Origin of the sequence: Thioalkalivibrio nitratireducens DSM 14787, from assembly GCF_000321415.2 — a bacterium.
GTDB lineage: Bacteria > Pseudomonadota > Gammaproteobacteria > Ectothiorhodospirales > Ectothiorhodospiraceae > Thioalkalivibrio > Thioalkalivibrio nitratireducens.
The window spans coordinates 2,442,962-2,462,996 of sequence record NC_019902.2 but is presented as its reverse complement, the minus strand read 5'-3'; the positions used below and the strand labels follow the sequence as shown (position 1 = coordinate 2,462,996).

At 68.0% G+C, this 20,035-nt stretch carries 23 protein-coding genes; 6 read left to right on the top strand and 17 right to left on the bottom strand.

Going from position 1 to position 20,035, the window contains the following annotated elements:
• Nucleotides 1-40: 40 nt before the first annotated feature.
• Nucleotides 41-568 carry a DUF302 domain-containing protein gene (locus tag TVNIR_RS11305; protein WP_015259160.1) on the top strand — a complete coding sequence of 176 codons (528 nt, stop codon included), beginning with the start codon at nucleotides 41-43 and terminating at the stop codon, nucleotides 566-568.
• Nucleotides 569-856: 288 nt separating this feature from the next.
• Here the strand turns inward: TVNIR_RS11305 and TVNIR_RS11300 are convergent, their stop codons facing one another.
• Nucleotides 857-1,588 carry a glutamine amidotransferase gene (locus tag TVNIR_RS11300; RefSeq protein WP_015259159.1) on the bottom strand — a complete coding sequence of 244 codons (732 nt, stop codon included), beginning with the start codon at nucleotides 1,586-1,588 and terminating at the stop codon, nucleotides 857-859.
• Nucleotides 1,585-2,142 carry a DUF924 family protein gene (locus tag TVNIR_RS11295; RefSeq protein ID WP_015259158.1) on the bottom strand — a complete coding sequence of 186 codons (558 nt, stop codon included), beginning with the start codon at nucleotides 2,140-2,142 and terminating at the stop codon, nucleotides 1,585-1,587. Before TVNIR_RS11295 ends, TVNIR_RS11300 begins: the two co-directional genes overlap by 4 nt.
• Nucleotides 2,143-2,452: 310 nt before the next feature.
• On the opposite strand from TVNIR_RS11295, the gene TVNIR_RS11290 reads away from it, so the two are divergent.
• Nucleotides 2,453-3,790 carry a DEAD/DEAH box helicase gene (locus TVNIR_RS11290; RefSeq protein WP_043739676.1) on the top strand — a complete coding sequence of 446 codons (1,338 nt, stop codon included), beginning with the start codon at nucleotides 2,453-2,455 and terminating at the stop codon, nucleotides 3,788-3,790.
• A gap of 152 nt (nucleotides 3,791-3,942) precedes the next feature.
• Here the strand turns inward: TVNIR_RS11290 and TVNIR_RS11285 are convergent, their stop codons facing one another.
• On the bottom strand, nucleotides 3,943-4,422 hold the full coding sequence (locus tag TVNIR_RS11285) for a DUF456 domain-containing protein (protein ID WP_015259156.1): 480 nt from the start codon (nucleotides 4,420-4,422) through the stop codon (nucleotides 3,943-3,945).
• Nucleotides 4,423-4,595: 173 nt separating this feature from the next.
• Nucleotides 4,596-4,940 (bottom strand): hypothetical protein, encoded by a 345-nt coding sequence (locus TVNIR_RS11280; RefSeq protein WP_015259155.1) that lies wholly within the window; start codon nucleotides 4,938-4,940, stop codon nucleotides 4,596-4,598.
• A gap of 216 nt (nucleotides 4,941-5,156) precedes the next feature.
• Between TVNIR_RS11280 and TVNIR_RS21295 the strand changes: the two genes are divergently transcribed.
• Both TVNIR_RS21295 and TVNIR_RS20755 read left to right on the top strand, forming a co-directional pair.
• Nucleotides 5,157-5,558 (top strand): patatin-like phospholipase family protein, encoded by a 402-nt coding sequence (locus TVNIR_RS21295; protein ID WP_418081042.1) that lies wholly within the window; start codon nucleotides 5,157-5,159, stop codon nucleotides 5,556-5,558.
• Nucleotides 5,559-5,655: 97 nt separating this feature from the next.
• Complete coding sequence (locus TVNIR_RS20755) at nucleotides 5,656-6,126, top strand: hypothetical protein (RefSeq protein ID WP_015259153.1); 471 nt, start codon at nucleotides 5,656-5,658, stop codon at nucleotides 6,124-6,126.
• Here the strand turns inward: TVNIR_RS20755 and TVNIR_RS11265 are convergent.
• Complete coding sequence (locus TVNIR_RS11265; RefSeq protein ID WP_015259152.1) at nucleotides 6,089-7,558, bottom strand: cryptochrome/photolyase family protein; 1,470 nt, start codon at nucleotides 7,556-7,558, stop codon at nucleotides 6,089-6,091. The genes TVNIR_RS20755 and TVNIR_RS11265 overlap by 38 nt on opposite strands.
• Before the next feature lie 69 nt (nucleotides 7,559-7,627).
• On the bottom strand, nucleotides 7,628-8,620 hold the full coding sequence (locus TVNIR_RS11260; RefSeq protein WP_015259151.1) for a MerR family transcriptional regulator: 993 nt from the start codon (nucleotides 8,618-8,620) through the stop codon (nucleotides 7,628-7,630).
• A gap of 160 nt (nucleotides 8,621-8,780) precedes the next feature.
• Here TVNIR_RS11260 and TVNIR_RS11255 point away from each other — a divergent pair, with 160 nt between their 5' ends.
• A complete protein-coding gene (locus tag TVNIR_RS11255; RefSeq protein WP_015259150.1) occupies nucleotides 8,781-10,673 on the top strand; it encodes a thioredoxin domain-containing protein in 1,893 nt (630 codons plus the stop codon).
• 147 nt (nucleotides 10,674-10,820) lie between these two features.
• Nucleotides 10,821-11,276 (top strand): hypothetical protein, encoded by a 456-nt coding sequence (locus tag TVNIR_RS11250; RefSeq protein ID WP_043739661.1) that lies wholly within the window; start codon nucleotides 10,821-10,823, stop codon nucleotides 11,274-11,276.
• A gap of 155 nt (nucleotides 11,277-11,431) precedes the next feature.
• Here the strand turns inward: TVNIR_RS11250 and TVNIR_RS11245 are convergent, their stop codons facing one another.
• The 11 genes from TVNIR_RS11245 to TVNIR_RS11195 all read right to left on the bottom strand — a co-directional run bounded on the left by TVNIR_RS11245 (nucleotide 11,432) and on the right by TVNIR_RS11195 (nucleotide 20,023).
• Nucleotides 11,432-11,854, bottom strand: coding sequence for a DUF1841 family protein (locus TVNIR_RS11245; RefSeq protein WP_015259148.1), 423 nt, complete (start codon nucleotides 11,852-11,854; stop codon nucleotides 11,432-11,434).
• Nucleotides 11,855-11,883: 29 nt separating this feature from the next.
• Nucleotides 11,884-12,522, bottom strand: coding sequence for an endonuclease III (gene nth / locus TVNIR_RS11240; RefSeq protein WP_015259147.1), 639 nt, complete (start codon nucleotides 12,520-12,522; stop codon nucleotides 11,884-11,886).
• 30 nt (nucleotides 12,523-12,552) lie between these two features.
• A complete protein-coding gene (locus TVNIR_RS11235; protein WP_015259146.1) occupies nucleotides 12,553-12,990 on the bottom strand; it encodes a hypothetical protein in 438 nt (145 codons plus the stop codon).
• 187 nt (nucleotides 12,991-13,177) lie between these two features.
• Nucleotides 13,178-13,870 carry an electron transport complex subunit E gene (locus TVNIR_RS11230; RefSeq protein WP_015259145.1) on the bottom strand — a complete coding sequence of 231 codons (693 nt, stop codon included), beginning with the start codon at nucleotides 13,868-13,870 and terminating at the stop codon, nucleotides 13,178-13,180.
• Complete coding sequence (gene rsxG / locus TVNIR_RS11225) at nucleotides 13,867-14,619, bottom strand: electron transport complex subunit RsxG (RefSeq protein ID WP_043739659.1); 753 nt, start codon at nucleotides 14,617-14,619, stop codon at nucleotides 13,867-13,869. The genes TVNIR_RS11230 and rsxG overlap by 4 nt, the downstream gene beginning before the upstream one ends.
• Complete coding sequence (rsxD, locus tag TVNIR_RS11220; RefSeq protein ID WP_015259143.1) at nucleotides 14,612-15,655, bottom strand: electron transport complex subunit RsxD; 1,044 nt, start codon at nucleotides 15,653-15,655, stop codon at nucleotides 14,612-14,614. Before rsxD ends, rsxG begins: the two co-directional genes overlap by 8 nt.
• Entirely contained in the window at nucleotides 15,655-17,220 is a 1,566-nt protein-coding gene (rsxC, locus tag TVNIR_RS11215) for an electron transport complex subunit RsxC (RefSeq protein WP_043740589.1), read from the bottom strand. Before rsxC ends, rsxD begins: the two co-directional genes overlap by 1 nt.
• A gap of 27 nt (nucleotides 17,221-17,247) precedes the next feature.
• Entirely contained in the window at nucleotides 17,248-17,832 is a 585-nt protein-coding gene (gene rsxB / locus TVNIR_RS11210) for an electron transport complex subunit RsxB (protein WP_015259141.1), read from the bottom strand.
• 2 nt (nucleotides 17,833-17,834) lie between these two features.
• Nucleotides 17,835-18,413: an electron transport complex subunit RsxA gene (gene rsxA / locus TVNIR_RS11205; RefSeq protein ID WP_015259140.1), complete on the bottom strand. Its 579-nt coding sequence runs from the start codon at nucleotides 18,411-18,413 to the stop codon at nucleotides 17,835-17,837.
• 178 nt (nucleotides 18,414-18,591) lie between these two features.
• Nucleotides 18,592-19,290 carry an acireductone synthase gene (gene mtnC, locus TVNIR_RS11200; RefSeq protein ID WP_043739657.1) on the bottom strand — a complete coding sequence of 233 codons (699 nt, stop codon included), beginning with the start codon at nucleotides 19,288-19,290 and terminating at the stop codon, nucleotides 18,592-18,594.
• A 112-nt stretch (nucleotides 19,291-19,402) separates the two neighbouring features.
• The gene (locus tag TVNIR_RS11195) at nucleotides 19,403-20,023 is read right to left on the bottom strand and encodes a methylthioribulose 1-phosphate dehydratase (protein WP_211263195.1); all 621 of its coding nucleotides are present in this window, start codon (nucleotides 20,021-20,023) and stop codon (nucleotides 19,403-19,405) included.
• Nucleotides 20,024-20,035: the final 12 nt, after the last annotated feature.

Here is a 20,035-nt window from a genome sequence, read left to right as displayed (position 1 = left end):
AACAGGCGGTGTCGTGCCGCCAGGGTTGAGGAGGTGAATGATGTCACGAGTGAAACATCTGAAGACGCTGCTGTTGGTGCCGCTGTTGCTGCTTGCATGGAGTGCCCAGGCGGTGGCCAGCGAGGTGCAGACGCGGGGCGGTGCCTTCTACCTGTATCTGTCCCCCGCGGTCGAGTTCAGCGAGGTGCTGGAGCGCTTGTACACTGAAATCGAGGCCCAGAGTTGGGAGGTGTTGCGGGTCCAGGATATCGACGATGGCCTGCGCGAGCACTATGGGATCGATATCCAGAACAAGGTCATCTACGCCTGCAGGTCCAAGTATCTCGCGGAGGCGATCAAGGAGAACCCCAACGTCACGCTGTTGGTGCCCTGCCGCATCGCGATTTACCGGGTCGATTACGCCGGCCGTGCAGCCGGGGCCGGGGCCGAGGGCGGCAAGATCGTGATCGGCGTGGCGAATCCGATGCACGAGGCCGACTTGTTGGGCATCGAGGAACGCGAGACGATCAAGATCGTCGCGGACGAACTGCGCGGCATGCTGGAGGGCGTGGCCGAATTCTACCGCTGATTCCCTCGAAACCGCTGCTCGGTTTCTGACGTCGCATCCCGACCCAGGGTAGGGCGGACAAGGCCTCGGGCCGTCATCCGCCATCCGGGTTCGGGTTGCGCGCCAGATGGAACTTCGGCTGGCGCCGGTCGGACACTGCGCTCCTGCGCCCTCCAGGTGATGGTCCACGGGGGCACGAGCCCGAAGAGCCGTTATCTGCCGTGCGCACCTGGTGTGGGGAAGCGCCCATGGGGCCCGCTCCAAGGTCGTCAGCCGCTTCTGCTCCACCGGCGTCGGGAGGAGCCCCGCTCAGCCCCCGGCGTCGACCACGAGTTCCCCAAAGCGCCGCAACACGTGCCGGCTCTGCGGCGCTGGGCGGATCGCAGCGTGCAGCGCGTCCGCCGAGGCTCCCTGTTCCGCAAGGATCTCGCGGTAGTGTTCCACGAAACAGCCGACGATCCGGTGGTCGAACTCGGGATGGAACTGAACGCCCCAGGCCCGCGGGCCGAACGCGAAGCCCTGATGCGCCTCCATCGCGCTGCGACCGAGCAATCGTGCACCCGGCGGCAGCGCCAGCACGGACTGGCGGTGGCTCAGTTGCGCGGGCATCCGTTCGGGCAGGACAGAGAACAGGGGGTCGTCGGCGGCTTCCCGCGACAGCTTGAGATCCACCGTGCCGACCTCGACCCCCTGCGGGTTGTAGCCCACCCGGCCGCCGAGCGCATGGGCGAGCAGCTGGTGGCCGAAGCAGATGCCCAGGACCGGAACCTGCTGCTCGACCGCCTGCGCCAGCCATTCCGATGCCCTCGAGATCCATAGAGCCTGATCGGTGACCATCGCGCCGGAACCGGTGATCGCGATCCCCGAGATGCGATGCAGGTCAGGGAGCATGTCGCCAGCGGCTGCGTCGACCACGCGGACCTGCGCCGGATCCCAGCCCATGCCGGCGGCAATCCAGTCCTCGTAGTCGCCGGGGAGCGGGTTCAGGCAGGGGGTCTTGCGCCCGGTCTTGAGAATCAGCAGCGGTCTGTCGGCACTCATCCGCGAAACGCCTCCTTCGACGCGAGCCATGCGACTTCTTCCGGTGTGTTGACCCGCCCCAGCGCGGTGTTGCGGTGTGGAAAGCGTCCGAAGCGGCGAATGATGCCGCGGTGGTGCCCGGCCCAGCGCAGGCTGCCGGTCAGGCCGGCCTCGCGGTAGAGCCGGACCGAGCGGTCCTGATCGTCGAGCGACTCGCTATGCATGAACGGGAGATACAGAAATCCCTTGCGAGCATCGTCCATCGCGCGATCCCAGCCCTGCCGGATCGCGTGGTCTGCCGCGTCCCGCGCGCGCGCCTCGGTCGAGAACGCCTTTGCGTGGCCCCGGAACATGTTCAGCGGGAACTGATCCAGCACGATCACCAGCGCCAGCGTCCCGTCCGCGCTGCCGAGCCAGGCCTCGAGCCCACCCCGTGCCGCGGTCTCCCAGACCCCCCGGAAACGCCCGCGCAGCTGCTGGTCGAACTCGGGAGTCGACCGAAACCAGAATGGCCGTACGTCTTCCGAGAACCAGAACTCGAGGATCTCGCGACAATCCTGCTGCACCGTGCGCATCTCCTTCCGGTTTGCAGCAGCCATTGTACGTGGACGGCGCAATGCGATGCTGCCTGTCGCGCCGCTTGAGCCTTTCCGCCACCGCGAATGATAGTCCAGCGCAGGGTGCGTGTGCGGTTGCGGACGCGTGTCCGTCGCGATTCTTTTCTTGGAATATGTTTCTTTTCTGATTCATTCCCCGTATGCTGCAGCGCATCGAACGCCCCGCCCGTCGGCGTCCGTTCACCCGATCGTTTCGATCACCCCGATTTCGTCTGCCTCGATGGGCGCCTCTCCCCGGTGGAGTGGCGGGCCGCCGTTGGAGATGTCCATGTCTGCTGTTTCCCCGTTTGCCAGCCTCGGGTTGGCCGATCCCCTGTTGCGCGCACTCGCCGAGGCCGGCTATGCGGCGCCCACGCCGATCCAGGCCAAGGCCGTTCCCGAGATCCTGAGAGGCCGGGATCTGCTCGCCGCCGCCCAGACCGGCACCGGCAAGACCGCTGCGTTCACGCTGCCGATCCTGCAACGGCTGTCCGAGCGGTCGGCAGCGGCCGCCCGTGCCGGCCGCCCGCGCTGTCTGGTGCTGACCCCGACGCGCGAACTGGCGGCCCAGGTCCAGGCGTCGGTCACCGACTACGGCCGCTACCTGAAGATGCGCTCGATGGTCGTTTTCGGTGGAGTGAACATCAATCCCCAGATCAAGGCGCTGCGCGGGCCGATGGACATCGTCGTCGCGACCCCGGGCCGCCTGCTCGACCACGTGGGCCAGAAAACCCTCGACCTGTCCGGCATCGAGATCCTGGTGCTGGACGAGGCCGATCGGATGCTGGACATGGGCTTCATTCACGATATCCGTCGGATCCTGAAGCTGCTCCCCGGCAAGCGCCAGAACTTGCTGTTCTCGGCGACGTTCTCCGACGAGATCCGCCGCCTGTCCGACGGTATCCTGAACAGCCCGGTCCAGGTCGAAGTTGCGCCGCGAAACACCGCTTCCGAACTCGTGCGGCAGTCCGTCCACCTCGTCCAATCCGACCAGAAACGCGATCTCCTGAGCCATCTGATCCGCAAGCACAGCTGGGAGCAGGTGCTGGTGTTTACGCGTACCAAGCACGGCGCGAACCGGCTCGCCGATAAGCTCTCGAAAGACGGCATCCCGGCCGCCGCAATCCACGGCAACAAGAGCCAGGCTGCGCGCACCAAGGCGCTGGACCAGTTCAAGAGCAGACGGATTCCGGTGCTGGTGGCCACCGACATTGCCGCACGCGGGTTGGATATCGACCAGTTGCCGCAGGTGGTCAACTTCGAGCTGCCGAACGTACCCGAAGACTACGTGCACCGCATTGGCCGTACCGGCCGTGCGGGCAGTGCCGGTTCTGCGCTGTCGCTGGTCGATGCCGGCGAGCTGAAACTACTCTCCGGAATCGAGCGCCTGATCCGGCGTCCGATCGACCGGGTCCAGACCGAGGGGTTCGAGGCGCCTGCGGTGTCTGTCGGGGCCGCTGCGTCCCGTCCCAACAGCGCTGCCGGCCGCGGCGCGCCGAAGGCTGCGCCCCGCAGCGCCCGGTCTGGTAATCCCGGCAAGGGGCCCCGGCCTGGCAACGCGGGCGCCCGGCGCCCGCCACGGGGCACCGGCCGCGGTGGTGCGTCACGCGGCACTCGCGCCCGCTGAGCCGCCGGCAGGGCTGTGGGTGTCCCCGGTCGGCGGGGCGGTCGCCGGGACGGTCTCGGTCGCCAGGAGTCGATCGTCGCGGGGATCCCCGCGCTATCACCAGGCGCATTCAGGCGCGGCGGCAGCCGTTGGGCGCCGATTCCGAGAGCCTCTCAGAGGAACCGCACGGTCAGAAACAGCGCCACCATCATGAAGCCCAGTGCAACCTTCGCGGCGGTCCCGAGCACCAGTCCGATCGTCGCGCCCCAGCCGGCGCGGCCCGCGGCCAGTAGATCCCTGCGGGCCGAGAGTTCGCCCAGCAGGGCGCCGATGAACGGGCCGAGCAGCAGGCCGGCCAGGCCGAAGAACAGGCCGACCACGGCCCCGATGGCGGCACCTGCCACCGAGCGCGGCGACGCGCCGTAGCGGCGCGCGCCGAACGCGCCAGCGATGAAGTCCGCCAGCGAGGCCAGCGCGGCCATGCCCCCGAGCACGATCAGGGTCTTCGCACCCACGTATGCGAATCCTTCGGCCCAGGCGGCCGCCCATAGGCCGGCGAACAGCAGCAGCGGGCCCGGAAGCGCGGGTAGCACCAGTCCGGCTAGGCCGGCGATCACCAGCAGGGCGGCGAGCAGCCAGGTGAGGAGCGTCATGCCTGCGCACTATAGCCGACCGGAGACCCTGGCGCGGGGCAGTGCTGCCGGGGTCGTGCATGCCCGAAGCGAGACCGGCGCTGCCGGTTTCCGCGCGGGTCGCCACGGCGCGGGGCTGGGTCCACGATGCGTGATTGCAATGGCCTGCGGTGTCGCGGCTGGTCGTGCTGTGGCTATTCGGTAACCGGGGCGATGCGCACCTCGCCGGTATTACGTTCGATCTCGAGGTCGATCTCGCAATACTCGGCGTTCTCGTTCTCCGGCGTAGGGTCGTCGGCGCAGGCACAGCCCGAAAGGATGCTGTTGAAGAAGATGCCGGCACGCACGCATATGGCCGCCGGGGAGTCGGTCACACGCAGCGGCATCACGCCCAGGTTCTCGCCAAGACTGATGCTGCCCGCGGTCAGCCCCTGCTGCAGGCCCAGCACGTCCGGACCGAGGGCCGCGAGTTCCTCTTTCAGCGTCGCCTCGAAATCGGGGGTTCCGTAGGCCTGAAGACTGCGGTTCAAACGTGGCATCGCGGTTCGCTTCCCGGTGGGTTCTCAGGGAGTCTAGACTGCTTTCCCGTCGGTCCGAAGGGCCAGATGGTCGACAGGCGATCCTCCCGTTCTTCGGGGCCGGTTTTCGTTGTGTGGCAGTGTGATAGGGGGACAATCTCGAAATTCACTTCAGGATTCGGTCTTGAGTGCCCATAAAACTGATGCTTGTTGAAGAAATCGAATAGATAACCTCAGGTGGTGGCTGGGTTGGAGCACGCCGGTCAGTGCCGCCTGCCGATCCTGGACCGGGTCGACCCGGGTCCGGTACTGGGCAGGGCACTGTGCCTGGGCTACGGTGGAGTCCTGACGGAATCGGGGAGCGGGGGCATGGAACCGGACCGAAAGCCAGTCGACGTCGCACTGCAGGACGGCGGGGCTCACGGAGCGCTGACCTCGGGCGTGCTCGACCGGCTGCTTGAGGACGCGCGCATCCGCATTGCCAGCGTCAGTGGAACCAGCGCGGGAGCGATGAACGCGGTGGTGATGGCCGATGGGCTTGACCGGCCCGGCCGTGACCGCACCCGCGAGGCACTCTCGGGTTTCTGGAAAGCGACCAGGTCCCGCAGCGGGTTGAGATTCAGAGGGTTCAACTCGTAGGGCGAGAACTGCCGCGTCAGATGTTCGAAGAACAGGTAGCCCGGGGACTGGTCCATGCTGTAGTTGTTCGTAAGCCGGTCCCAGAGCGAGCGCAGGATTGGCGAGAACAGCGCTGCTGCACCAGTTGATCGAGGCGGAAGGCCTGGAGTCCGAGCGCTACCGGGACGTCTACGTGCACCTGATCCATGCCCACGAGGAACTGAAGGATCTGGCCGCGTCGAGCAAGATGAACGCCGAGTGGGGTTACCTGGTGCACCTGAAGGACCGCGGCCGCGCCTGGGCCGACCGCTTCCTGAAACGCCGTTTCGACGACCTCGGGGTCCGGTCGACCTTCGACCTCGGCAGCCTGTTCACCGACAGCTTCCGGCCGCCGGGCGCTGTCAACGCTCGGCGAGACCTACCTGGAGATGGCCCGGACCCACGGCATCAGCCCCGAGCTGCTGCACCGCGTTGCCGCGGTGGCCACCGGGGGCCTCGACACCCTGCCACAGAACGGCGCGGTGATCACCCTGCTCGCGATCACCGGCGCGTCAAGACCGGCCCGCGCCGGGCGGCGGCAATCGCCTGAAGGCTTCCAGGGCCGCTTCCCGGCTCTGCCGCAGGTCGACGATCGGGGACGGATAGTCGTGCATGAGCGCCGGATCCAACGATCGTCCCCGGCCTGCGCGGGGCGCGTGAATGGCGCTGGCGGGTACCCGCCCGAGCTCGGGCACGTAGCGGCGCACGTAGCAGCCGTCGGGGTCGAACCGCTCGCCCTGGAGCACCGGGTTGAACACCCGGAAGTAGGGTGCGGCATCGGCGCCGCTGCCGGCGGTCCACTGCCAGCCCAGCGTGTTCGAGGCGAGGTCGGCATCCACCAGCGTGTCCCAGAACCAGCGTGCGCCGTGCAGCCAGTGCATGCGCAGGTTCTTCGTGAGCAACGATGCAACGATCATCCGGGTGCGGTTGTGCATCCAGCCGGTCTGCCACAGTTCGCGCATGCCGGCGTCGACGATCGGTATCCCGGTCCGGCCCTGCTGCCAGGCGTGCAGGTCCCGGTCCGATTCGCGCCAGGGAAACGCCTCGAAACGTGGGTTCAGCGGTGCCCCCGTGGTGTGCGGGAAGTGGAACAGCAGGTGATGGGCGAACTCGCGCCAGCCGATCTCGCTCAGGAACTGATCGGCACCGCCGGAATCCGGGTCGAACCCCGCGTCGCGCAGCGCGCGCACGATCTGGCGCGGCGAGATCTCGCCGAAGTGCAGGTGCGGCGACACCCGCGACGTGCCCGGCTGCCCAGGGAGATCCCGCATCGCGTGGTAACGCTCCGCTGAGGTCTCGAGAAAATCCCGCAGGCGCACCAGCGCCCCGGCTTCCCCGGGTGTCCAGGTCTCGGCGAGACCCGCGTCCCAGCGGATCCGGGGCAGGAGTGCGAGCGCGGCGAGCGGTTCCGACGCGGGCCAGCGCGCGGCGCGCGGTTGCGTTCCGGCCGTGGACGCGGAAGGTGCCGGGATCGCCTGCGGTTCGGGCAGCGGAGTGTCATCGATGCCCGCCTGCCGGCAGGATTTCCAGAACGGCGAGAACACCCGGTAGGGGTTTCCGCTGCCGGATCGGATGCACCAGGGTTCGTGCAACAACGCAGCGTTGAAGCTCTCGACCCGCAGACCCGATTCACGCAGGTGGTGCTTGATCTCGCGGTCGCGCGGGATCAGCGCGGGTTCGTAGAGGCGGTTCCAGAATACCGCGTCGGCCCCGGTGTCCCGCACCAGTTCGCGAAGGGTTCCCAGAGTGGGCCCGCGGCGCAGGATCAGCTGGCTGCCGCGGCGCTCCAGCGCTTCTGACAGCCGCGCAAGACTATGATGCAGCCACCAGTTGGAGGCAGCACCGGGCTGCCATGGGGTCTCTTCTTCCGGGGCGTGAACGAACACCGGAATCACCGGCGCCCCGCGTTCGACTGCCGCGTGCAGCGCCGGCTGGTCCGCGAGGCGCAGATCACGGCGCAGCCAGACCAGGGTCGCGGTCATCGGTGCCCCAGCGACCGAAGGCCTGTCCTGGTCGGCGGCGCGACGGGTTGCGGTCCTCGACCGCGGCCGTCAGGCGCGTGCCGGACCCAGGAGCGCACGGGTAAGGACATCTGCTGCCTCCAGCGGAGATTCGGGCAACAGGGACAGCTGCCGGTTGCCGTGCAGCGGGGAGAGCTCGCGGGCACCCGGTCCGGCCGCGAAGCAGGGGATGCCGTCCTGGTCCAGCAGTTCGCGGACTCGGTCCCGATCGAGACCCTGAGCGGAGAGGGACGGAAGGTATACCGTGATGGCCGGCGCCGCGACCCCGTCGACCAGCCGCTGCAGCGCCTCCGGCGACACGACGTCGAGCAGCGGCAGCACCCGCAGGCCCTGGCGCGCACTGGCGAGCAGGAACAGCATCCCGGCGACCCGCCGGTGGCCGCTGCCCAGGGTCAGGGCGGGGCAGGTAGGGCCCTCACAGAGTAGCAGGGCCGAACGCAGCTGCTCGGCGAACGAGGCGTTGGCCCAGGTCGCGAACACCGCCAGGCGCGCTTCCGCCGCAGGATCGCGCCGGGCCTCCTCGCGCAGCGCGTGGTAGGCGTTCAGGAAGGCGTGTTCATGCACGCCCTCCCAGCCGTGACGCATGACCAGGCGCGCGTAGCTGCGCTCAAGCCGAACCGTGGTCAGTTCCCGACTTGCGTCGAGCAGGGCGCCGGCGACCGGATCCTGCAGCGAAATCGTCGAACCTTTATCCGGCGCCGTGCCGGCATCCTGCCCGTTGCCGTTTCGCCGGTCGGGGTGCGGCGGCGCTGCGGGGCCGGACCGCGGGTTGCGTTCGAGCACCCGGCCGACCTGTGACACCGCCACCCCCTCGTCGAGAAGCGCGAGGATGCGCTTGATACGCGCGATGTCCTCAGTGCTGTAGAGCCGGTGACCCTTGGGGGTGCGCAGGGGGCGGATCAGACCGTACCGACGCTCCCAGGCGCGCAGCGTGACCGGGTTGACACCGGTCTCCGCGCACACATGGCGGATCGGGAAGAGGCCATCGTCGGGCGGCAGGTCAGGATCGGTTGGTCGCGACATGCGCATCAGTGTATAACATTTGTACATTCTTTCCATCGACGGGCCGCTGGATGCCGAGCTCCGGTGTGGCCGTTCGGCACATGCACCCGATTCAATCGGGACACGGAATTTTTCGTGCTCGCGGGGAATCCATAGCAGCAAGTCCCCGAGGAGTGCCGGCATGTCCCAGGCCCGTATCCTTTCGGCATCGGCGGCGCCGTGCCTGCGGCCCGGCCTGGCGCTGCTGACGCTGCTGCTGGTGCTGATCCTTGGCGCTCCTGTGGCGGTCGCCGCCGACGCCCGGTCGCCGCTGGCCGAGAGCATCTCGCCCTACCTGCGGCTGCACGCGGACGACCCGGTACGCTGGCGGGATTGGAGCCCGGAATTGTTCGACGAGGCGCAGACCACCGGCCGCCCACTGCTGATCTCCAGCGGCTACTACGCCTGCCACTGGTGCCACGTAATGCAGGAGGAGAGCTTCAAGGATGCCGGTATCGGGGAACGTCTGAACCGGGACTTCATCCCGGTGAAGATCGACCGCGAATTGCACGGAGCGCTCGACCACTACCTGCTCGAGTTCCTGCGGGCGACCCGAGGCAGCGCCGGCTGGCCGCTGAACGTCGTGGTGTTGCCGACCGGCGATGCGCTGACCGGGGTGGTCTACGCTCCCCGGGACGATTTCGCTGCCTTCCTGGACCGGATCAGCGCGCGCCTGAGCGCCGAACGCGAGGCGCTGACTGCGCTTGCACGGGAGGGACGCCTGGAGTTGATCGCGCGGATGCGGGCCGGCGAAGAGCCGTTGTCGGCATCCCGGGCGGCGCGGTTGCCGCAGGCGCTCTGGACCGCGATGGAGCGCGAGGCCGATCTGCTCGGCGGTGGGTTCGGCATGCAGTCGAAGTTTCCCCGTGCGCCGGCGCTGGCGGCGCTGCTCCAGGCCCGCGACCAGGGCAGGGCGCCCGGGTGGGCCGACGAGTTCCTCGCCGTGACGCTGGACGAGATGGCGCGGGCGGGCCTTCGGGACGTGATCGGCGGTGGTTTCTTCCGGTACTCGGAAACGCCGGACTGGGCCCGGCCGCATTTCGAGATCATGCTCGACGACCAGGCCCAGCTGGCGCGTCTCTACCTGCGCGCCGGCCGCTCATTCGACCGGCCGGACTGGATCCGCGTGGGCCGTGAGACCCTGCAGTTCGTGTTGCGGGAGATGGCGCTGGATGCACCGGCGGCCTTTGCGTCTGGACTCTCGGCACTGGATGGCGACGGGCGCGAGGGCGGGGTGTACTTGTGGACTCCGCAACAGGTCGAAGCGGCACTCGCAGGGCATCCCGAACCGGCGCTTGTGAAGGCGTACTTCGGGCTGGAAAGCGCCCCGACCTTCGACCATGGCCACCTTCCGAAGTGGCGGGGAACGGTGGCGGAGCTGGCCGGGCGCTTCGGCCTGACCGAAACGCAGGCCGGTGCGCAGCTGGAGCAGGGCCGTGCCCTGCTGCTCGAAGCCCGCGGGACGCGCGGGCGGCCGCGCGACGACAAGCAGGTTACCGGCCTGCACGGGCTATTGCTGTCGGCACTGGCCGAGGTGGCCGAGGTGGCCGGGGAGCCCGCATTCGCCGCTGCGGGCACCGAGCTTGCGCAGAGGCTGTGCGACCTGGGACGGCATCCGCAGGATCTTTCACGGCTATTGGATCTCTCGGCCGATGTTGCCGGCGCGGCCGAACTCGCCGACTACGCCTGGCTTGCGCAGGGCCTGCACGACTGGGCACGGGCCACCGGAGAGGAAGGCGTCGAAAAGGCCGTGATTCCGTTGCTGGAGACGGCCTGGGAGACCTTCGCCGACCCGCACGGCTGGCGTGCCGCGCGCGATCAACCGCTGCCCGGGATGGTGTCCCGGCGTTTCCATCCCGGAGTGCACGAGCCATCGCCCACCACGACGCTGCTGGCGCTGACCCGCAGCTACCGCGAGCAAAGCGAAACGCTGAACGACCGGCTGGCGGCGTTCGACCTGCGGCCCGGTCGCGAGATCGAGGCCGAACCGATACCGCATGCAGACCTGATCCTGCTCGTCGCCAGCGACGACTGAGCCGACGATGGGGTCGCAGCGTTTGCCGGGGATCCCGCATCCGGTGCCGCGTCCCGCTGCGGGAAGCGGCTGGTGCGCGGCGGAAACGTGCACCGGCGCCGTGGCTGCGGGATAATCGCGGCCGATTTCAAAGAAGGACAGAACGGCATGACGACCTCCGTCGAGGCCGGGATCGGCGACGAATTCCTGGAACGATTCAACGGCGGCTTCACCGGCATTCTGCACTGGCATCAGCTGGACGCCCTTTGGGAGCGCTTGCGGGCGCAGCTGGACGGCACCTGGCACGTCTACGCGATTGGCGAGCCGCCGCCGGTCGAGCCGGTCACTGCCGCGGAACTCGACCGGTTCATCCGCGAGCTGGACGCGCTGCTGCGCGCGGAGCACGACGAGGAGTACTGCGGCGTGGTCTATGTCGATTCCACCGATGTGCCGAGCCTGGTGAAGATCTTTGATCCCAACAATCTCGGCTCGAGCTGCGGTTCCTCCGGGCTGCGGGTGCTGCCGGGCTGGGTGCTGTCACGCGACATTCCGGTCGACCTGGAAGCCGCGATGCCGCCGACCCGCAGCCGTCGCCGTTGGTGGCGCTCGTTGTTCCCGGGCTGAGCAGCCCCTGCACGGGTTGCCTCCGCCACTCCGTCGCAAGCCTCAACGCCGGGAGAAGCCCCGACAGTCGTGGGTTGTGCCGCCAGGCACCACGCCGCGTCACAAACCTCACCGCCCGGTTCCCCCGGGGCAGAACGCGGGCCGGACACCAGCGCTCAGCCGTCGATGCGGCGCAGGCACTCCAGGTAGGCACGCTCGTCCGGCATCGCGCCGGCCCGCTGTGCTTCCCAGAGCACCTGCCCCAGGCATTCGAGCATCCGGTGCTCCGCCTCCATCACACCGAGGTGCCGGCCCAGGCGCCGGTGGATCTCGCGGATGCCCGCGGGGCGGTCGGTTGCCGCCTGTTCGCGGATGCTGAGGTGCATGGCCAGATGCAGGAAAGGGTTGCTCTGGCCCGCCTCGGGGGGGAACTCGGCCTGCAGTGCCTTCTCGGGCTCCGCGAGCAGGTCGTGGTACTCGGGGTGCTCGCGGATGATCTGTGCGAGCTGCGCGTCAAGGCCATCAAGCGACCGACCGTCGCGTGCCTTCGCCCAGGCTTCGATGAACTGCCGGCGGAGCTGGTCCCGGTTGCCGAACATGTTGCCTCCCGATCGTCCTGGCCGATGGCTCAGCCGGCGGGCGTCTTGTTGCGGAATTCGCAGAGATCCATGATCACGCACTCGCCGCAGAGCGGACGTCGGGCCCGGCAGGTGTAGCGGCCGTGCAGGATCAGCCAGTGATGGGCTTCCTTGCGGAACTCCGCCGGCGTGAACCGCAGCAGTTTGTGTTCGACCTCCAGCGGCGTCTTGCCGGGCGCTAGCCCGGTCCGGTTCGCCACCCGGAAGATATGGGTGTCCACCGCGATGGTGGGTTCCCCAAACGCGGTGTTCAGCACCACGTTTGCGGTCTTGCGGCCGACTCCCGGCAGCGCCTCCAGCGCCGCGCGGTCCCGTGGAACCTCGCTGCGATGGTCGCGCACCAGGATTTCGCAGGCCTTCAGGATGTTCTCGGCCTTGGCGTTGTACAGCCCGATCGTGCGGATGTGGGATTTCAGCCCGTCGAGTCCCAGGTGCAGCATGGCCTCGGGGGTGTTCGCGGCGGCGAACAGCCCACGCGTGGCGCGGTTTACGCCGACATCGGTCGCCTGCGCCGACAAGATCACCGCCACCAGCAGTTCGAACGGCGTGCGGTATTCGAGTTCCGTGGTCGGTGCCGGGTTGCGCGCGCGCAGGCGCTCGAAGATCGCGCGCCGCTTCGTGGCATTCACGGGTCCCCCCGGGCACCACCAGCGGTGCACTCAGACGTGCCGGAACAGGCCGACATCCGGGGGCGCCTCGCGCGGGTTGGTCTTGGCCTCCTCCCGGAGGGTATCCAGCAGTGCCCGGTGTTTTGCCTCGAGCCCGTGCAGGGTATCGGCGTCGAGTTTCGGCAGGATCAGGTTGCTGATGAACGATCCTAGCTCCTCCATGTTCACAGCCCAGAACTTGCCGTTCAGGTGGAACGAATGCCGCGCGTGGGTGCCCATCGGGTAGAAGTGGAAGCGCACGCCGACCGTGGCGGAAAGATCGGGATCATTCGCCACGAAATCATTCGCGTAGTCGTACCACCAGCGGTAGTACTTCTCCTGCAGTTCGTCGTTGAACCCGTGGTTCTCGAAAAACGCGGCGAGGGTTCCGCGCGGCGCCAGGCCGTAGCGCGTTCCCCGTTCGCCGGCAAAGGGGAAATGTCCTGACATGCCATTCTCCTGCGGTCGGAACCCCGGGCCACGGGGCCCGCGCCGGTCCATCGTTGGGACCGGTATTCTAGCGCCCGCCCGGGGCCGGTCGGCCATGACCCCAGTCGGCATCCGGAAGCCGGGCCGCGGGCGGGGGTGGGAACGACGCGCTCTGCCGTAGCAGGTACCGGAGTGGCATCAGCGTCCATCAGGTCGCGGATTCCACGGGCCGCGGTTCCGGTGCCGGGGATCCGACCGGTTTCTGCTCCAGACGCGCATCGATCAGGTTCTTCAGTGCGATCAAGAGACCCATCGCGAGAAAAGCGCCCGGCGGCAGCAGCGCGAGCAGGAAGCCGTGTTCCTCGGGGAAGATCTCGATGCGCAACCCGCGTCCCCATTCGCCGAACAGCAAATGGGCGTTGACGAGCAGGCTGCCCTGTCCCACGACCTCGCGCATTGCTCCGATCGCGACCAGTACGCCGGTGAAGCCGACGCCCATCGCGAGCCCGTCCAGGCCCGCGCGCGGGACCGAGTTGCGCGAGGCAAAGGCCTCGGCGCGGCCGATGATCGCGCAGTTGGTCACGATCAGCGGGATGAAGATGCCCAGGACCAGGAACAGGCCGTGGAAATACGCGTTCATCACCAGTTCGATCGCGGTGACGACCGAGGCGATGATCAGCACGTAGACCGGGATCCGGATCTCCGGCCGCACATACTCGCGCAGCAGCGAGACCAGCGAGTTCGATAGCACCAGCGTGGCGATGGTCGCAATCCCGAGCCCGAGCGCATTGACCACCGTGCCGGAGATCGCCAGCAGCGGGCACAGCCCCAGCAGCTGTACCAGTCCCGGGTTGTTGGTCCAGAGCCCCTCGCGGAGGATGTCGGTGTAGCTCTCGTTCATGGCGGGGCTATCTCAGTCGGGTTCTGAGCAGGAGCTGCGCCCGGGACTTCGGCGGCGCCCGCAGGCGTCATCGGATCCGTCGCGCCGGTCGCCGGTTCGAGCGGCTGGGGCTCGGCCGGACGCTCCGGTGGCGGAGTGGCCAGCAGTGGGTCGGCATGATCCCTGAAATATAGCAGGGCGTCGCGCACGGCCTGCACGACTGCACGTGGGGTGATAGTGGCGCCGGTGAACTGGTCGAAGATGCCGCCGTCGCGGCGCACCCGCCAAAGCTCGATCGGCGGGTTCTCCAGCGAGCGTCCCCGGAAGCCCAGGATCCAGTCCGAGCGGTCGACTTCGATGTCATCGCCCAGACCCGGGGTCTCCCGGTGCTGGGTGACACGGACGCCCAGCAGGTTGCCGGCGGTATCCAGGCCCACGAGCAGGTGGATGTTGCCGCTGTAGCCTTGCGCGGTGACTGCCGACAGCACCAGCCCTACCACGTCGTCGCCTTTGCGCGCGAACCAGACCGGAAGGTCCTCTCCGCCGAGCAGGGGATCGCTCACGGTCGTGTGGTCGCCGACCGGGTCGTTGTCGTAGTCAAGGCCCTCCAGCGCCGCGGTCACGCGCAAGCGTGTGACCGCGAGCCGGTTCTCGGCAATCCGCGCCTCGGTGCCGGAATGGACCCAGGCCACCAGACCCGTCCCGGCGGCCGCGAACAGACCCAGCAGCAGCGTGGTGATGATCACATCCCGGGCAATGATCCTAGCCATGCCGGTCCCGCGAGTGGCCGAAGATCCGGGGACGGGTGTAATGATCCAGCGTCGGCGCGACCATGTTCATGAGCAGCACCGCGAACGCAACCGCGTCGGGATATCCGCCCCAGGTGCGGATCACGTAGGTCAGCAGGCCGATTCCGGCGCCGTAGAGGATGCGTCCGAGCGGGGTGGTCGCGGCGGACACCGGGTCGGTGGCGATGAAGAAGGCGCCGATGATCGCGGCGCCGCTGAACACATGGAACGCGGGCGACGCGAACTGGTCTGGATCGATCACCCAGAACACGCCGGCGGTGGTGGCCAGCGTCAGCACCATCGCCGCGGGGATGTGCCAGGTGATCACGCGCCGGTACAGCAGCCAGAGCCCACCCAGCAGGAACAGGTTCCCGGTCCATTCCCAGCCGGTCTCGGAGAACGAGCCGAACACCGGGCTGCGGGTCACCTCGCCGACGGTTTGGCCGGCAACCAGGCCGTCCCGCATCAGGTCCAGGGGCGACGCTCGCGTGATCGCATCCCACTCCATTCCGTCGGGCAGTCTCCCGGTCAGCGAGGTCTGCAGCGTCTGCAACAGCGTCAGCGATCCGTGCAGCAGGCCTTCGGGAGCGGGCCAGAGCGAGATCTCGCGCGGGAACGAGACCAGCACCACGACGTAACCGACCATCGCCGGGTTGAACGGGTTGTAGCCGAGTCCCCCGTAGAGGTGCTTCGCGACCACGATCGCGAACGCGGTGCCGGTGAGCAGCACCCAGAACGGCGCCAGCGGCGGGATCGCGAGTGCGAACAGCCACCCGGCCAGGATTGCGCTGGAATCCGCCAGCGTTGCCCCGACCGGGCGCCGGCGCAGCGCCACCATCAACGCCTCGAAGCCGACCGCGAATAGAACGGCGAGCATCACGTTGACCAGTACCCCCCAGCCGAAGAACCAGGTCATCGCCAGCGTGCCGGGTACCAGCGCATACAGCACCTGGCGCATCACGCCGCCCACGCTGTGACTGGGAATCAGATGCGGAGACGTGCGGGTCTCGAAGCGCATCAGGTGTCGGGCCTTCCGTTGTCCGCCGGGTTCTCGCCAGTCTGGGCGGCCTTCTTCGCGCGCGCCCGCTCCAGCGCGGCATCGATCGCCGCCTTCTTCTCGCCTTCGGGCGCCTGTTTCGCGACCGCGGCCTTCTTGCGCGCGAGCCGCTCGGCCTTCTCCTGTTCCTCGCGCTGTTGGCGCAGCTGCCGGAACTCGAAGCGCTCGCGGGCGAGGTCGGCTTTCTGCCGTTCCTTCTCGCGCGCCCAGATCTCGTTCTTCGCAAAACGGTAGTACTGCACCAGCGGAATGTTGCTGGGGCAGACCCGGGCACAGCAGCCGCATTCGATGCAGTCGAACAGCCCGTAATCCTGGATCGCGTCGAAGTTCTTGCTCTTGGCGAACCAGTACAGCTGTTGCGGCAGCAGGTTGGCCGGACAGACCCGGGTGCATTCGCCGCAGCGGATGCATGGCATCAGCGGTCCCGGCTCCGGCGTATCCTGGGGGCGGGTCGCCAGCAGGCAGTTGGTGCCCTTGATCACCGGCACTGCATCGTCGCCGACCGCAAAGCCCATCATCGGGCCGCCCATCACCAGCCGGTTCACCTCGGGTGCGTAGCCGCCGGCTGCGGCAACCAGATCGGCGAACGGGGTTCCGATCAGCGCCTCGACGTTGCGCGGTTCGCGCACGCCGGGGCCGGTCACGGTCACGATCCGCGAAATCAGCGGGTGGCCGTCGAGCACCGCGTCCGCTACAGCCTTCAGCGTGCCGGGATTGTGGCAGACGATGCCCAGGTCCGCCGGCAGGCCGGCGCTGGGCACCTCGCGCCCGGTGAGCACCCGGATCAGCTGGCGTTCGCCGCCAGTGGGGTAAATGCTTGGAATCCCCACCAGTTGAATTCGGCTGCGATCATGGCTGGAAAGGGCGTCGCGCAAGGCGCGCAGGGCTTCGGGCTTGTTGTCCTCGACCGCGAACAGCACCCGTTCCACGCCTAGCAGGTGAGCGACGATGCGGACGCCGGCCAGCACCGATTTGGGGCGCTCGCGCATCAGGGTGTCGTCGCAGCTGATGTAGGGTTCGCACTCGGCGCCGTTGACCACCAGGGTGTGGATGGCTTTCCCGGGACGCGGGTTCAGTTTCACCGCGGTCGGGAAGGCCGCGCCGCCGAGCCCGACGATTCCTGCATCGCGGATGCGTTCGCGCAGGCTCCGGGCGTCGCGTTCATGCCAGTCCGGCCAGCCCCGCAGCCGGTCGTCGTGCCAGCGGTCGTCGCCGTCGGCTTCGATCACGATGCAAGGCGCGGTGAGGCCGGACGGGTGCGGCACTGGGTATTCCGCGATCTCGCGCACCCGGCCCGACGTCGGCGCATGCAGGTGGGCGGCGATGTAGTCGTTGGCGTGGCCGATCCGCTGGCCCTTCAGCACGGTATCGCCGGGACCGACCAGGGGTTCGGCGGGTTCGCCGATGTGCTGCGACAACGGCAGGAAAAGAACTTGCGGGATGTCCAGCGCCAGCAGGGGGCGGACGGTACTTTCGGTCTTGTGGTCGGGCAGCTTCAGGCCGCCGTGAAAACGGTGCAGGTGCATGGTGCGCATTGTAGGGGAATCGCGCCGTCAGGCGGATTCCCCCCCGGCGTCGGCGGGCCTGCGCGAGGGCCGCGGCGCTTCGATCGGCGAGGGGGGCGGCTGCGCCCAGCGCCAGTCCCGGATGTCGCGGTGCACGGGGACCATTTCGACGCAGTCCACCGGGCAGGGTTCCAAGCACAGCTCGCAGCCGGTGCATTCGCTCTCGATCACGGTATGCATCTGCTTCGCCGCGCCGACGATCGCGTCCACCGGGCAGGCCTGGATGCACAGCGTGCAGCCGATGCAGGTGTTCTCGTCGATCACGGCCACCGCCTTTTCGCGGACCTCGGCCTCCAGAGGTTTCGGGTCGCGGCCGAGCAGGTCGGCGAGCGCCAGCACCGTAGCCTCGCCACCGGGTGGGCAGTGGTTGATGTCGGCCTGGTTTCCGGCGATGGCCTCGGCGTAAGGCCGGCAGCCGGGATAGCCGCACTGTCCGCACTGGGTCTGCGGCAGTAATGCGTCGACCTGGTCTGCGATCGGGTCTCCTTCAACACGGAAGCGCTGCGCCGAGTAGCCCAGGATCAATCCGAAGGCAGTAGCGAGGCCGGCAATGGTCAGGACGGCGGCGAGCATCGCTAGAGGCGCACCAGCCCGTAGAAGCCCATGAACCCGAGTGACATCAGGCCGGCGGTGATCATCGCGATGGCGCTGCCTCGGAACGGAGCGGGAACGTCGGCGGCGGCGATGCGCTCGCGGATCGCGGAGAACAGGATCAGCACGATGGAGAAGCCCACCGCAGCGCCGAAACCGTACAGAGCCGATTCGACGAAGCCGTGCGCTTCCTGCACGTTCAAGAGCGCGACGCCGAGCACGGCACAGTTGGTGGTGATCAGCGGCAGGAAGATTCCCAGCACGTTGTACAGCAGCGGGCTGGTCTTGTGCACGACCATCTCGGTGAACTGGACGACCGCGGCGATGACCAGGATGAACGCGATCGTGCGCAGGTACTCGAGCCCGAGCGGGATCAGCAGGTATTCGTTGATCAAGTAGCTGCTCACCGCCGACAGGGTCAGCACGAAGGTGGTGGCCAGGCCCATGCCGGTGGCGGTCTCGACCTTCCGGGAAACGCCCATGAACGGGCACAGGCCCAGGAACTTCACCAGCACGAAGTTGTTGACCAGGATCGTACTAACGAGGATCAGGGCATATTCCACGGCAATTCCGAGTGGGAAAGTCAACGATAGTATCGGCCAGCCCGCCGGCTGGGCTCAACCCGACGCGACGCGTGCCTTTCGGGGCGTGTCCGGGGCTCTGCGAGGATCCGGTGGCCACTCCAACCCTTCACCGGGATGTGCTGCCCGGAGCCGGTCGCCCCGGGCGTTACCCGTCATTCTAGTGCATCGGCTCGGGGGTGCCGGGTAGATCCAGCGCGGTGAAGTCGGGGACCGTTCGATGCGGGCCGAACGGGCCGTGCACGCCCTCGCGCAGCACCGCCGCGGTGGCCATGCGGACCTGCGCCGCGGCATCGAGCTCGTGGCGGCGGTCTGACAGGAACAGGATCTGTTCGGGCGGCAGGCCGATCTGAGCGGCGATCCGGCGGTAGCTGTCGGCGTCTCGCTTCCCGCCGATCCGGGTGTCGAAGTGGCCGGAGAACAGCGGATTCAAGTCGCCCGCCGGCGTATGTCCGAACAGTAGTTTCTGTGCGTGTACCGACCCCGACGAGAACACGTACAGGCGAATACCGGCCTGTGCCCAGCGGTGCAGGCTTTCGGGAACATCGGGGTAGACGTGTCCGTGGAAGTGGCCCTGGCGATAGCCGTCTTCCCAGATCAGGCCCTGCAGGCCCTTCAGCGGGGTGATCTGCTGATCGGCCGCGATCCAGGCCCGCATCCGCTCGACCAGCGCGTCGTCGTCGAGGTCGCCACCGGCATAGGCGCGCGCATCTGCCAGCAGCCGGGCGACCTCGGGCACGTTCCGGTGTCTGCGCACGTAGTCCCCGAGGTGCTCGGCCGCATACGGAAACAGCGTGTCGTGGACAAACGAGAGGCTGGTCGTGGTGCCCTCGATGTCCAGCAGCACCGCACGAATCACGACATCGGTCCGGGGGGCTGGCCCCGTGTCGGAAAGCGCCGGATGATCCCGGCCGGGTCGGCAACGCGGGCGCACGGGCGCGGGTCGGTGTCCGGGTTTGCGTGGCGCGTGGTCATGGGCTCAGCCTCCTGGAGAGGATCTCGCACTCGAACAGGAACTCGAAGGCCTCGACGTGCTGTATCGCCGCTTCCACCGAGCGTCCCCAGGTGTAGAGCCCGTGGCCGCTGACCAGGTAGCCGGAGACGCCGGGGTGCCGATTCATGTAGTCGTCCACCTGGGCGGCCAGCTGTGGTACGTCCTGGGTATTGGGGAACACCGGGACGGGCAGCGAGGTCTCGTGCGACGTGATTGCGGGAAATGCCTTCAGCACCACGTAGTCGTTCAGCGTGAGGCCATAAGGGAACAGCCGGGAGAGCACCGTAGCGTTTGCCGAGTGGGTATGCAGCACCGCCCCGATGCTCGGGTCGCGCCGGTACATGATGATGTGCAGGAAGGTTTCGGCGGACGGTGTCTTTCCGGGCGACAGGATGTTGCCCTCGAGATCGACCACCATGAACCCGCTGTCGTCCAGGTGCCCCTTGTGGCGCCCGGAGACGGTGATCACGATCTGCTCCTCGTTCAGCCGCGCGGAGAAGTTGCCGGCGGTCGCGGGAACCCATCCGCGCTGGGCAAACAGCCGGCCAGCGTCGGCGAGAAGCCGCACCTGCGCCTTGTATTCCAGGGAATCTTCAATCATGCATATGCC

Excerpts from the sequence above, each read along its gene's own strand:
- TVNIR_RS11305 (WP_015259160.1), top strand. The coding sequence starts at position 41 with ATGTCACGAGTGAAACATCTGAAGACGCTGCTGTTGGTGCCGCTGTTG.
- TVNIR_RS11300 (WP_015259159.1), bottom strand. The coding sequence starts at position 1,588 with ATGAGTGCCGACAGACCGCTGCTGATTCTCAAGACCGGGCGCAAGACC.
- TVNIR_RS11295 (WP_015259158.1), bottom strand. The coding sequence starts at position 2,142 with ATGCGCACGGTGCAGCAGGATTGTCGCGAGATCCTCGAGTTCTGGTTC.
- TVNIR_RS11290 (WP_043739676.1), top strand. The coding sequence starts at position 2,453 with ATGTCTGCTGTTTCCCCGTTTGCCAGCCTCGGGTTGGCCGATCCCCTG.
- TVNIR_RS11285 (WP_015259156.1), bottom strand. The coding sequence starts at position 4,422 with ATGACGCTCCTCACCTGGCTGCTCGCCGCCCTGCTGGTGATCGCCGGC.
- TVNIR_RS11280 (WP_015259155.1), bottom strand. The coding sequence starts at position 4,940 with ATGCCACGTTTGAACCGCAGTCTTCAGGCCTACGGAACCCCCGATTTC.
- TVNIR_RS11265 (WP_015259152.1), bottom strand. The coding sequence starts at position 7,558 with ATGACCGCGACCCTGGTCTGGCTGCGCCGTGATCTGCGCCTCGCGGAC.
- TVNIR_RS11260 (WP_015259151.1), bottom strand. The coding sequence starts at position 8,620 with ATGTCGCGACCAACCGATCCTGACCTGCCGCCCGACGATGGCCTCTTC.
- TVNIR_RS11255 (WP_015259150.1), top strand. The coding sequence starts at position 8,781 with ATGTCCCAGGCCCGTATCCTTTCGGCATCGGCGGCGCCGTGCCTGCGG.
- TVNIR_RS11250 (WP_043739661.1), top strand. The coding sequence starts at position 10,821 with ATGACGACCTCCGTCGAGGCCGGGATCGGCGACGAATTCCTGGAACGA.
- TVNIR_RS11245 (WP_015259148.1), bottom strand. The coding sequence starts at position 11,854 with ATGTTCGGCAACCGGGACCAGCTCCGCCGGCAGTTCATCGAAGCCTGG.
- TVNIR_RS11235 (WP_015259146.1), bottom strand. The coding sequence starts at position 12,990 with ATGTCAGGACATTTCCCCTTTGCCGGCGAACGGGGAACGCGCTACGGC.
- TVNIR_RS11230 (WP_015259145.1), bottom strand. The coding sequence starts at position 13,870 with ATGAACGAGAGCTACACCGACATCCTCCGCGAGGGGCTCTGGACCAAC.
- rsxG (WP_043739659.1), bottom strand. The coding sequence starts at position 14,619 with ATGGCTAGGATCATTGCCCGGGATGTGATCATCACCACGCTGCTGCTG.
- rsxD (WP_015259143.1), bottom strand. The coding sequence starts at position 15,655 with ATGCGCTTCGAGACCCGCACGTCTCCGCATCTGATTCCCAGTCACAGC.
- rsxC (WP_043740589.1), bottom strand. The coding sequence starts at position 17,220 with ATGCACCTGCACCGTTTTCACGGCGGCCTGAAGCTGCCCGACCACAAG.
- rsxB (WP_015259141.1), bottom strand. The coding sequence starts at position 17,832 with ATGCTCGCCGCCGTCCTGACCATTGCCGGCCTCGCTACTGCCTTCGGA.